At 46.0% G+C, this 12481-nt stretch carries 11 protein-coding genes; 8 read left to right on the top strand and 3 right to left on the bottom strand.

Going from position 1 to position 12481, the window contains the following annotated elements:
- Window positions 1–122: 122 nt before the first annotated feature.
- Window positions 123–464, bottom strand: a complete 342-nt coding sequence (locus LZ23_RS07025) for a hypothetical protein (RefSeq protein WP_045212780.1) — start codon at window positions 462–464, stop codon at window positions 123–125.
- 48 nt (window positions 465–512) lie between these two features.
- Window positions 513–959, bottom strand: a complete 447-nt coding sequence (locus tag LZ23_RS07020; protein ID WP_052507181.1) for a DciA family protein — start codon at window positions 957–959, stop codon at window positions 513–515.
- Window positions 960–1944: 985 nt separating this feature from the next.
- On the opposite strand from LZ23_RS07020, the gene LZ23_RS07010 reads away from it, so the two are divergent.
- From LZ23_RS07010 to LZ23_RS06980, 6 genes are all read left to right on the top strand, one after another.
- Window positions 1945–2673 carry a FadR/GntR family transcriptional regulator gene (locus LZ23_RS07010; protein ID WP_045212776.1) on the top strand — a complete coding sequence of 243 codons (729 nt, stop codon included), beginning with the start codon at window positions 1945–1947 and terminating at the stop codon, window positions 2671–2673.
- A 16-nt stretch (window positions 2674–2689) separates the two neighbouring features.
- Complete coding sequence (betA, locus tag LZ23_RS07005) at window positions 2690–4330, top strand: choline dehydrogenase (RefSeq protein ID WP_045212774.1); 1641 nt, start codon at window positions 2690–2692, stop codon at window positions 4328–4330.
- Window positions 4331–4511: 181 nt separating this feature from the next.
- The gene (locus LZ23_RS07000) at window positions 4512–5456 is read left to right on the top strand and encodes an ABC transporter substrate-binding protein (RefSeq protein ID WP_045212773.1); all 945 of its coding nucleotides are present in this window, start codon (window positions 4512–4514) and stop codon (window positions 5454–5456) included.
- A gap of 322 nt (window positions 5457–5778) precedes the next feature.
- Window positions 5779–6222: a 4Fe-4S dicluster domain-containing protein gene (locus tag LZ23_RS06990; RefSeq protein ID WP_045212818.1), complete on the top strand. Its 444-nt coding sequence runs from the start codon at window positions 5779–5781 to the stop codon at window positions 6220–6222.
- A gap of 1 nt (window position 6223) precedes the next feature.
- Window positions 6224–8074 (top strand): aldehyde ferredoxin oxidoreductase family protein, encoded by a 1851-nt coding sequence (locus LZ23_RS06985; RefSeq protein ID WP_052507178.1) that lies wholly within the window; start codon window positions 6224–6226, stop codon window positions 8072–8074.
- A gap of 360 nt (window positions 8075–8434) precedes the next feature.
- Window positions 8435–10732, top strand: coding sequence for a CehA/McbA family metallohydrolase (locus LZ23_RS06980; RefSeq protein ID WP_157493123.1), 2298 nt, complete (start codon window positions 8435–8437; stop codon window positions 10730–10732).
- A gap of 143 nt (window positions 10733–10875) precedes the next feature.
- Here the strand turns inward: LZ23_RS06980 and LZ23_RS06975 are convergent, their stop codons facing one another.
- The gene (locus LZ23_RS06975; RefSeq protein WP_045212769.1) at window positions 10876–11076 is read right to left on the bottom strand and encodes an arginase family protein; all 201 of its coding nucleotides are present in this window, start codon (window positions 11074–11076) and stop codon (window positions 10876–10878) included.
- 33 nt (window positions 11077–11109) lie between these two features.
- Here LZ23_RS06975 and LZ23_RS06970 point away from each other — a divergent pair, with 33 nt between their 5' ends.
- Together LZ23_RS06970 and LZ23_RS24545 are read left to right on the top strand one after the other, a co-directional pair.
- Window positions 11110–12024 (top strand): DMT family transporter, encoded by a 915-nt coding sequence (locus LZ23_RS06970; protein WP_332308268.1) that lies wholly within the window; start codon window positions 11110–11112, stop codon window positions 12022–12024.
- A gap of 251 nt (window positions 12025–12275) precedes the next feature.
- The coding region (locus tag LZ23_RS24545; protein ID WP_045212815.1) for a transposase at window positions 12276–12481 on the top strand (206 nt) is incomplete at its 3' end.

The following is a 12481-nucleotide window of genomic DNA, read 5'->3' as shown; positions in this document are numbered from 1 at the left end:
TTTTGAAAACCGATGCCTGGTTTTCAAAAAAATATCTTCTTTATAGTCTTAACTTTGAGTCCTTCGCGCCTTTGCGGTTCAAAATTTCTTGTTTTTTTATGACAGGGTTTCAGGAGTAAGTACTAATGAGCGCTTAATCGTCTGGTGCGTTTTTTGAGGCTGTGAATTTTTTTGCGCAGGGCCTCGCGAGCCTGTTTTTCTTTCTTGGGTAAATCAAGCTTTTTGGCCTGCAATTCCTTGATAGTTTGCTTGATGGACTTGATCTGGTCCTGGTAAGCTTTTTTGGCTGAGCCCTCTTCTTCAGTTATGCCGAGTACTTCCTTAATGGCTGAAAGCAGTGATTCCTTATCCATGCCAGAAGCTCCAGTAATCTGGGGGATTTTATCCATGGCAAGCTGCTTAAGTTCTTTAGATGTCATTTTGTCTAAGGGTTTTTTCAGATCAAGATTAATCTCATTGCTCATTATAAGGTCCTCCTTGGGTGATTGTATTGGGTAATTTGTTTTATCTGCTTACGCTTTCTTGTTAAAAAAATCTACATATTGCCTGTATACGCGCCAGACAGGTGAATCACTGGGCACAGTGTCTCCGAGCTTACCAAGGTTTGGCGGCTTTTTAGCTTTTGTCTTAACTGCAGGTTTTAAAACCTGTATCTGATCAAGTGGAGTTCTGCCCTTTAGCAGTTCTACATGGGCCTTGTCAAAAAAAACAGATCCGCAAAACTCGTTTACTCTGTCCACAATTTCTTGAGACATAAATGTAAACTCCTGCAAAACAAAGTTGTCCTCAGCCCCTAAGATCAGGGTTTTATTTTTTCGAGCCAACGGGCTGACCATTTGCGCAACTTCAGGGCCAACTATCTGTTCCCATTGAGAACATATACCATTGAAAAGGTATCTTGAACCATCCGGATCAAGTCGGTCTAACCATCTGTTTATGGGTTGTCTGGCATTTTGCATGGAAAACCTGAAATAGTTGTCTATAGTATTGATTCACAGTCAACGTGAAGGATTATGCTAATTCTTTTGAGCAGTGTTAGCAAGACCATTTTCCGGAAGGTTCTTTCAGCTCTTGTACTTAGAACCCAGCCTGAGAGCATCGCTTTTTGGTAGCACCAGCCACATTTTAATGAAGTGATTAAAGTAGCGAGAGCAAAACATCACTAAGCTGAAGCCTGTGAACGAATGAAAAGTTCCGTCAAAGATGGGAACTTTGCGCATGGCACAGCTTCCTGCCCGGAGGCTTACAGCCCGGAGGGGGACTGTCCCTCGCTATGTAAATTTTTTCATTAAAACCGATTTTTGCCAGAAACCAATGCAGTATCAAACTTTTTAATGTTTCCTCGCGGGGACTGTCCCAATTTTCAGATATGGGACTGTTCTTCAATGTGGAGGCGGCTTCCAGCCGCCTTGAATTAAATAGTCTGCAGGATGCAGGCTCCACTTATCAAGGCAGTTACTCACAAGTTCGGTCCCGGGACACCCGGGTGAGGAGCTGCTAAGTAACTACAATTTTATGCCTATTATTTCAGATGGTTGATGTAGCACAACCCTGTAGTATTTAGAGCACAGCACGGACTACTCCCCTCCTTTTCAAGGAGGGGTTGGGGGAGGTTTGATCTAAATGATCACTTCCTTATTGTTCTTGTTCCAAGGCTCCAGCCTGGAAACGAGTGGATATAAGTTACTCACAAGTTCGTCCAGGGTCCCCATGCGAGGCGCATATAAGTAAGCGCAGTTTAATTCCCTTAAATTCAAAAATCAACATACTTTGATGGTTGACAACGTATGATTATTGTATAGAATGGTCTTACCATTTGAGCCAAAAAAGCTCTCAATCATGCGCTCTGGCCTCAATTCCTGGTCATAATAAGCCCTGAATCATTCTTTTCTATGCACAAAAAAACTTTAACGCCCAATAAAATGGTAGGTCCATTAAGCCTGAATGATGACTAATAATCTTTTTGAGCCTGTAAAAGCAGGGCGTGCAGGTGAAGACATTGCCCTGCAGATCCAGGCCGCAATTCTTGCCGGCAAGATCACTCCAGGGCAAAGACTCCCCAGTGAACGAGAGCTGCAAAACCTGTTTAAGACAGGTCGTGGTGTTGTCAGGGAAGCCCTTCAGGTTCTGAAGCAGAAGGGCCTCATCGACATACTCAAGGGGTCTAAGGGTGGGGCTTACGTCAAGAATCTTGAAGTAGTAAATGTCAGTGAATCGTTTGCTCTTTTTTTGAGGCAAAACCAGACAGATTCCATGCAGATTATCGAATTTCGAGAAAGCCTGGACTATGTAATAACTGACCTGGCCATTGCCAGGGGCACAAAAAAAGAAAAAGAAATGCTTATTGAAAAGACTGACATGTTGGCTGAAACTGTCAAAGCCGATGGTCAGTCTCTTGAAAGCCTGGTGGAGTTAGACAGGGAGCTGAATATCCTTTTTGCCCAGATGACGAAAAATCCAATTTTTGAATGGATAATGCGGGCCATTCAGCTTGGCTTCAGTTCCATGGATAATGCCCTGTATGAAGATGCTGAGTACAGGGCCTACGCAGTGGAGAACTGGCAGCATACTGCGAAAGAGATTGCTGCTTCAGATCCCATCAAGGCCAAATCATACATCAGCTATCATTATCTGATATTAAGGAAAAAAGTGAGCACACAAACAAATACATAAAATTACGGAGACTTAAATGACAAAAAAATATGACACCATTATAATTGGCGCAGGAACTGCCGGAAGCATTCTCGCTAACCGACTCAGTGCTGATCCGGACAGAAAAGTGCTGGTTCTGGAGGCGGGCCGCAGGGACCACCGCTTAGATTTCCGGATTCACATGCCTTCTGCTTTGTCCTTCAATCTGACAAACAATTTTTATAACTGGGGGTATGAATCAGAGCCGGAGCCTTTTATGCATAACCGGCGCATTGCCCAGCCCAGAGGTAAAGTGTTTGGTGGTTCAAGTTCCATCAACGGCATGATCCATATTCGCGGCAATGCCATGGATTATGAAAAGTGGGGGGCCATCAAAGGCCTTGAAAACTGGGATTATGCCCACTGCCTGCCTTATTTCAAAAAAATGGAATACAGGCTTAAAGGTGCTGATGCTTATCAGGGTGATAACGGTCGTCAGTACCTGACTACACCCAAGTGTGACAATCCGTTGTTTGATGCCTTTTTCAAGGCAGTTCAACAGGCAGGTTATCCCTTGACCAAAGATGTCAACGGGTATCAGCAGGAAGGCTTTGCCAGGTTTGAAAGTACTACCTATCGCAGCAGGCGCTGGAGTACAGCCAGGGGCTATCTCCACCCGGCCATGCATCGTTCCAACCTCAAGGTTGTTACCAAGGCCCTGACCACCAGGATATTATTCAAAGGCAAAAAGGCTGTTGGTGTTGAATATAAAAAAGGCAAAAATAAGTACACAGCACATGCTTCTGAAATAATCTGCTGCGGGGGTGCCATAAATTCACCCCAACTTCTACAGCTTTCAGGCATTGGAAATGCACAAGAACTTAAGGCACTTGGAATACCAGTGGTGATGAATCTGCCCGGAGTCGGTGAGAATCTTAAAGACCACTTAGAAACATATATCCAGTGCGCTGCCAAAAAACCAGTCAGCCTCTATCCAGCCCTTAAACCCTGGAACATGCCCAAAATCGGCCTTGAATGGCTTTTTGCCAAAAAGGGTATTGGAGCAAGCAATCATTTTGAGGCTGGAGGGTTTATCCGCAGCAATGATGAAGTGGAGTATCCCAATCTTCAGTTTCATTTTCTGCCCATTGCCATTCGCTATGATGGCTCAGCTCCGAGTGAGGGACACGGATTTCAGCTTCACGTGGGACCAATGTACAGTGACGCCAAAGGACATGTAAAAATTACCTCCAATGATCCTACAAAATACCCTAAGATCCTGTTTAATTACCTTTCCACAGAAAAGGATCGCAAGGAGTGGGTTGAAGCCATCAAATGTTCCCGCAGAATATTTAATCAGAAGGCCTTTGATGAACTGCGTGATAAAGAATTATCCCCAGGACCGGATATCAAGACCGATGAACAGATCCTGGATTTTGTAGCGAGAGAAGGTGAAAGCGCCTATCATCCCAGTTGCACCTGCAAGATGGGCTATGATGACATGTCTGTTGTAGACAGTGAGTTAAAAGTGCATGGAATTGAGGGCTTAAGAGTAGTTGACGCATCTGTCATGCCTGAAATTACCAACGGAAACATATGTGCGCCGGTACTGATGATTGGGGAAAAAGCCGCTGATATTATTCTTGGCAACACTCCTCTGCCCGCCTCAAACCTGAATTTTTACAGGCACGAGAAATAACGCAAGTAAATTACACCCATCAAAACCTGGATTCCGGCTTTCGCCGGAATGACGGAAATGAGTAAGTACTTTCTTTAACCGTCACCCCGAACTTGATTCGGGGTCCAGTTTTTTTTGAAGCGTCCCACCAGGACGACACAGGGCCAAACTTATTTTTAACCAGATAACAAGGAGTTTAAAAATGGAAAAACGACTGATGAGACTAATGGTAATGGTATTTTTTTTACTGACAATAATAATGGGATCCAAGGCTTTTGCATCCAAGGAAGTTCGCTTTGTATATGTTCCCTGGACCTGTGTAACAGTTAAAACTGAAGTTGCTGAATTTATTCTTGATAATCTTGGGTATAGAGCCTCGAGCATGATGCTGTCCGTGCCCATTGCCTACCAGGCCCTGGCAACTGACGAAGCGGATGTATTCCTGGGTAATTGGATGCCTACCATGAGCGGTATTGCCACCCCTCATTTTGAAAGCGGCAGGGTTATTCAGATGGACCCCATTATGGAAAACGCAAAGTACACCCTGGCAGTACCTCGTTATGTATATGAAGGCGGATTGCAGCACTTTGAAGATATTGCCAAATTTGCAGACAAGCTGGATTATAAGATCTACGGCATTGAAGAAGGTAATGACGGCAATGAAGTCATTGAAATGATGATTGCAGAAAACATGTTCGGCCTTGGGGATTTTGACATAATTCCTTCCAGTGAGACAGGGATGCTTTCACAGGTTCAGAGTTATACCAGAAACAATCAATGGATCGTTTTTCTGGGCTGGTCACCGCACTGGATGAACAATATTATTGATATGGAATATCTGAAGGGCAGTGATGAAACTACTTTTGGAGAAAATGACGGTACTGCTACAGTCTATATTAACGTTAGGAATGGCTTTGCTGATGATCATCCCATGGTAAACAGCTTCCTGGAAAACTATCTGGTTCCCATTGATATGGTCAATGAAGCCATGACTATGCTTCATGAAGACAATACCATGGAACATCTGGATGCCGGGCTGGTATGGCTCAGAAATAATCCCGAAGTATACCAGGGATGGCTTGAAGGCATAACTACAGCTGATGGTCAGCCTGCACTGCCGGTATTTGAAGCTGCATTAAATCAGTAAAAAAAACTAAGTTCAATCCAGGGGCTGGTGTCTGCTCAGGCATTAGCCCTTGGATTATTTTTTTCAAGAGCCCTGCATGGAAGATTTGGCTGCAAAAAATATTTTTGCAGCCACAGCAGTCAGGTGTCCCCAGTGAAACCCCTGTCTTCGACAGGGAGCCCTGCGGGCTGTTTCACGGGGCAGGCCCTGTTAAACCCTGCTTTGCAGGAAATCCTTCGGATTTGTTTAACCGGGCAGGCAGGGGTCAGGAGTCAGTAAAGACAAAGAGTTATGGAGATGTTTTTTGCTGAATAATTTTTTCCCGACTTTTTGCAGGAAAATCATGGAACAAACAAAACCACAAGTATTCATTCGTACCCACTTTGATCTTTGTACAGGCTGTGCATTATGCAAAACTGCATGTTCCATGCATGTGTTCGGAGGATACAATCCCAATAAGGGGATGCTGATTATAAGGCATTTATGGGAAAATCTGGCTCATATCCCTGTAGTGTGTCAGCAGTGCCGGAATGCCATGTGCATGAAGGTCTGTCCGGTAAAGGCCATTTATAGAGATGAACAGACACAGGCTGTAGTTATTGATCAAAAAAAGTGCATCTCCTGCAGGCTGTGCAGTCAATACTGTCCTCTTGGAGTAATCCACAGGGATCTGGAAACCCAGAAGGCCTATAAGTGTGACTTGTGTCAGGGCAACCCGCAATGTGTTCAGGTCTGTCCTTTTGGAGCCCTGGAACTTGGACAAGAAAACAGGCAAAGTGGAGAGTAAGATGGCACAATCATATATGAACCAGATACTGCATATAGAACTGAGCAGGGGAAGTTTTAATGCTTTCGAGCCGCCTGCCTGGATGTTTGATGACTATCTTGGTGGCAAAGGCTGGGGAGCCAGAATGCTTCTGGATATTGTTCCGGAAAAAGCTGATCCCCTCGGCCCTGAAAACGCACTTATGTTTCTGACCGGTCCTTTGACTGCAACCCTGGCTCCGGCCATGAGGGCCTGCGTAGTCACCAAGTCCCCCCTAACCAATACATTTCTGGACTCATATTTTGGCGGCTATTTTGGTCCGGAAATAAAGTATGCCGGGTATGATGCCCTGATATTTACCGGAAAGTCGCCTGATCCGGTTTTTCTTCAGATTGATCATAACGGCCCAGGTTTAGTGCCAGCCCATGATATCTGGGGACAGGATGCCATTAAAAGCAATCAGAGCATCAAGGCCAAACTGGGTGATGATAATTTTAAAATTGCCACCATAGGACCTGCCGGAGAAAACCAGGTTCCTTTTGCCCTGATCTGCTGTGAAACCAACCGACAGGCAGGACGCGGCGGAGCAGGCGCTGTTATGGGCTCAAAAAATCTCAAGGCCATAGCTCTCAAAGGTAACAAACTGGTCAAAATCCATGACCACAAAAAGTTCAACCTGGCTTTAAGCAGGGCTAACAAAGAGATCTATGACAGTCTGGATTGTCAGGGGCTCATGGCTACAGGTACTGCCGGGTCGGTTGAATTTGCCAATGAAACAGGTTTGATTCCATCCAGAAACTTTTCCGATGGCACTTCCCCCCTGGCTGCAAAACTTGGAGACAAGGGACAATCCCAAAAACTCTGGCTTTCCAGATCTGCCTGTTTCGGCTGTCCCATAGCCTGCTCTCAGATGGGAGCTGTCCGAACCGGGAGATATGCTTCTTTTGTAACCGATATTGTGGAGTATGAGACTGCAGCCATGCTGGGAACCAACCTTGAAATAGGAGATCCCAGGGCTGTAGCCCACTTAAACCGGCTTTGCGATGAGCTGGGTGTAGATACCATATCAGCCGGGGCATGCATAAGTTTTGCTTTTGAAGCAGCTGAAAAAGGACTCATCGAATCTAAAGATGATCTGAAACTGGAATTCGGCAATGCCAAAGCTGCAGCTGATTTGATTGAAATGATTGCCTTTGGAAAAGGTCATCTCGGGAGACTGCTTTCCCAAGGGGTGAAACGTGCTGCCCAGGAGCTTGGTCCAGAGGCTGAACACCTGGCTATTCATGTCAAAGGCATGGAAATGCCTGCCTGGGGACCCAGAGGCACTCCAGGTATGGGCCTGGCCTATATGACTGCTGATAGAGGAGCCTGTCATCAGCGAGGATTTCCAGCAGGATATGAATCCACAGGTATGGAATGGAAAGGAAAGCCGGTCAAGGCCCTGGAGCTGGAAGGCAAGGCCGAGCTGGTCTTTTCTCTGCAGAATTATCTCGCTGGAACTGATTGTCTGGTGAAATGCGACTTTGGAGCCATGGGGGTAAGCCCTGAAACTTATGCTTTGCTCTTAAACGCTGCAACAGGCAGTGATATACAGGCATCATTTTTTGATGAACTTGGCGAGAGGATCTGGAATGTAACCCGGATTTTTAACTTAAGAGAAGGAATGGACATAAGGGATGAAAGACTGCCCCAGCGTTTTGTGGAAGAACCACTGCCCAGCGGCCCGCATAAAGGACACCACATTACAGAGGATGACATGAAATATCTGCTTAAGGATTATTACCAGATCAGAGGCTGGGATGAAAATGGCAGTCCTTCCTTAGAAACTTTGCAAAGAACTGGGGTCAGGCTGGAAAAGAAATTTAAGCTTTAACAGGCCGTTCAATAAGGACTTTTTCAACAGGCTGTTAAAGGATTTTACGCATAAACAAAGGAGGGCTTTTATAAGACTTTGCAGCAGCGAGGCTAACTTACAGGTCAAGATTTGATTTTTAGTATCTGTTTAGCGCTTTGGATGTGGCACGGCTTCCTGCCCGGAGGCATACAGCCCGGAGGGGGACTGGCTCTTCCGGGACCCTCTTGTCCCAAAAATGAGTCATTTTGAGCACAAATTGATGATCAAGTGGGTCCCGGAGTGCCTGTCCCTGCTTTCCTTAAAAGCGCTAAACAGATACGATTTTTATTAATTTTAACCAGAGAGGTAAATGTGCGATATTTTTTCAACATTTTCTTAATGTTCATTTTTTTTCTTACAGCGGGATTTGGTTTTGCTCAGGCTGGAACAGCACCCCAGGGTGTCAGCATTAAAATCGGTCCAACAGATATTGTTAACGGCATTGCTCTTCACGAAGAAGACCTGACAGTATCCAATGAGTTCTACAAAATATCCTTTGCCGTAGGTACCACGCCACCCTGGGGAGTTCCCCATGGATCCATTGTTGATTCTGCAATATTTGTTGATGGAGAGTGGACCGATAACAGAACAGCACTAATTGATTTTTTGCCCCATGGCTGGTCTGCGTGGCCAAGCAGCTATCAGGAAGTGAGCATAGTCAGCCATACCCCTGAAAAGGCTGTCATCCAGATAAAAAGAGATTATGATGAGGATATAGCCCTGATTACAACTTATATTGTTGAATCAGGCAGCACAGTCCTCATGGTTTCCACCGAGATGACCAATGAGGGAGAAAAGACATACGAAGATTTGCTGGCCGGCTATTCCCTGTGCACTCTTAGCGGATATATGTTCGGCCCATGGGGCACGACTGAGCGAGGATATGGTCAGGTTGGCGAGGACTGGTTTGGCGACTTTGTATTAGGTTATGATGAAAATTTTGCCATGGCCCTGCATTATCCAGGCTTTACCGACTTTGCCTGGGGAACAGGATGGCGCGATCTCTATCAGAGCAAAACCATGAAGCCCGGGGACAGTGTAACCTTAGAAGCCTGGATTCAGTTCGAGGATATTGGAAGCACTGCTCAGGTCATGAATAAGAACCTGGATATCAAGGACCAAAACTTTGGAAAAGTATCCGGAATGGTCAAAACAACTGATGGCAACATCATTGACAAGCCGGTTGTCATTTTTGAAAAGGCCACGCCTTGTGGGGAAAATCTTCTCTACGCCTGGACCGTTGGTGACAATGGAGTCTACGAAATACCGCTGCCTGCTGGTGAATACCAGGTTCACGCTGTGGCCAAGGGCTATTCTCTGACATCTGTTCAGACAGCAGCTGTCAGAAACGATGAAAAAATCGAGATGAACTTCAGTGATATGCAAAAAGGCGGTAATGTTACGGTCAAAGTAACTGACAAGGCAGATAATACACCTGTTGACGCCCGGATTGAGGTGACGCAGGGTCCGGAAATACTGGTTGAGTATGTTGGCGCAAGCACTTTTTTTACCAAACTGGATAGCCTCGGAGTTGCTGATTTTGTGGTTGCTCCAGGGGAATATGAGTTTACAGTTTCACACGGTGCTGGTTTCATTTCCAAAGGTGAGCAGGTGAGTATGACTGTAGAGCCGGAAGGCAATCACAGCATTACCCAGTCTGTCTCCATTGACATTGATCCCGCACAAAGAGGCTGGTACTCAACTGATCTTCACCATCATTCAGATATTCTGGACGGTGTCACGCCTCCTGAATATATGGTCAGATCACAGCTGGCCAGTGGTCTGGATATTGTATTTGTAAGTGATCATGACTCCATAGCCAACAATCTGGAAATTGAGAATCTTGCTCAGTCAAGAAATGTACCTTTTATTTCAGGAATTGAAGTTTCCCCCAACTGGGGTCATATTAATGTCTTTCCCCTTCCCTTGAACGGAAGTGATGTCAGTATTGACCCGGCAGGAAGTGTAAGTGAAATATTTGCCAGAGCCAGAGAAATGGATGCACTGGTAATGATTGCGCACCCATACATTACATACGGGTATTTCCACAGTCTGGAACAGGACATGGCTCCTGGAGGATGGGATCCTGACTTTGACCTCATTGAACTCAATGGTGCTATCTCTGCATCAGACAACCGGAAAGCTACCCAAAGAGCATGGGACTTCTGGAGCAATAACCAGAGATATTACCTGGCAGGTGGAAGTGATGTTCACGATGTGTGGAGATATTCTTCAGGCAACCTGAGAACTTATGCCGGAATTGACGGTGACTTTACTCTGGAAAAGTATTACAAGTCCCTGAAAAGTGGACGTTCCTATACATCACAGGGTCCACTTGTATACCCTGAGCATGATTTTGGAAATACTGTTCAGCTGAGTTCAGACACCTTTGCTTTCAGGTTTGAAGCCTTTTCAGTGAATGGTCTGGAAAAAGTGACTGTAGTGTCTGAAGGGGCAGGTTTCAATGATGAAGGCGAAATTGAAGGCTATGTACTGCAGGAGAACTTAGACGGCAGTCAAAGCAAAATACTATCTTTTGACTTAAATCCTGAGAAAGATACCTGGTATGCCCTGGTCATTGAAGATAAGGAAGGAAATAAGGCTTTGACCAATCCTATCTGGGTTAAAAAAATGTAATCAACTGCGACGAAAAAAGATTCATCCGGGGGCAACGCTTTCGGATGAATCTTTTCAATCAACAGACATTAAACCAATTGTGCACCAGATATGGTTGTTTCCGGTCAGTCATGAACTCAGTAACTGCAATGAAAGGACAGAAATCAGGAACCACCTGCCAGTCCTTCAAAGTAATGGCGGGCGTTGCCCCCCAACGAACCAACTCTGTAGTCCCCTTCCTGGACAACAAGGGTTGGCAGAGCAAGGGAAGCAGACAGGGCTCCATTGTGTTGAAAATCTACCCCCTTGAGCGAACAGGAACCCGTGGGATCATCCTTGGCTGGGTTAAGACCAAGGGCGATCACTCACCTTTCCATGGCTGCTAATGAGGTTTTTTTATCAAACAGAATGGTCTGCTCAGTACGACTTTCGTAGCACTTGCAGCACTATGCTGGGGACTGTCCGGCGGGATTGCCGGCATTCTTACGGCCCAGGGCTGGGATCCGGTTGTGGTGTCATTCTACTGGGGTGCCATCGGGTTTTTGTTCGTTATTGTATGGCTATCGATTCGTCCGCACGGCAGCGGTCTAACAAGTGGCCGACTGTGGTTCTGGTCTACGATTGCCGGTGTGGGCGTAGCTGGCAACCTGGCATTTTATTTAATAAGCATCGCAGAGGGCAGTGTCGCGGTTGCGGTGACCCTGATGTACTGTGCCCCGGTGTTCGTCTATCTCCTGTCCTTCACACTTAAGCTTGAAAAACCGGCTCTGTTCAAGTGGGCTGCTATCGCTATGGTGATGTTTGGAGTGGTGTTGCTCACAGGCATTTACAAGGGCGGAGCGGGAGAGGTTACACCCATCGCCGCCGCTGCCGGGCTGCTTTCCGGCCTGTCCTATGCGGTATTCATCTTCGGATTTAAGTATGCTGCTCCCCACGGCAGCCCGCAAGGGATCCTTGTGATAGCCTTAGCTGTACTCACAGTAATACTTATGTGGCTAAGCGATGCCGATCAAGCCCTGGCAGTGCTGAAAGCTCCGAGTTGGCCGCTGTTCGTGGCCTTGGGGCTGTTTGGCACCGGCTTGTCGTTTATTCTCTATATCATCGGCCTGAAACATACCACACCGACTGTAGCATCTATTGTGGCGATGGTCGAGCCAGCCACTGCTTCTCTATTCGGGGTTCTGATTTTAAATGAAACCCTGGCCTCCCCGCAGATTTTCGGCATGGGACTGATTTTGGTCACTGTTACTGCCCTGAGTGTATATTCGAACGCTCGAAATAAGTCACGTATGACTAAACCGTCTGCTGAGTAGTGTGTATTAGATTCCTTCAATGCTCATTTTGAGGATATGCGTGAATCAGGTAGATTAAGTTGACTCTTCTGCCAGCGATGTTTGACCGTTGACGGTTCCGTTGAACAAACAAGCCCCATGTGTCAGGATAGATGTCGCCTTGGATGAATTTTGAGGGAGGGCCAAGAGGAGGCCCCCCGGGGGGCCTCCTCTTGGAGCCAAATATCTCTTTCATCCTATTTTTAATATCACAAGGGGCAGGAGTTATTTCAATGTCTTACTCTTTGCATTTTAAGGAAAATGTAGTCAAAATGGTACTTACAGGTTCTAATTCTCAAGCTCAGGTCGCCAAAGATATGGGAGTACCTGCGTCTACCATGCGATACTGGCTTAAAACAATCCAGCACCCAGGAAGTACCACGATGGCTAAACATGAAAAACGTCCCCAGGATTGGTCCTCTAAAGAAAAACTTGAGGC

The organism is Desulfonatronovibrio magnus, from assembly GCF_000934755.1.
Taxonomy (GTDB): domain Bacteria; phylum Desulfobacterota; class Desulfovibrionia; order Desulfovibrionales; family Desulfonatronovibrionaceae; genus Desulfonatronovibrio; species Desulfonatronovibrio magnus.
The sequence above is the reverse complement of the archived record's forward strand: the minus strand, read 5'-3'. Positions and strand labels throughout refer to the sequence as shown.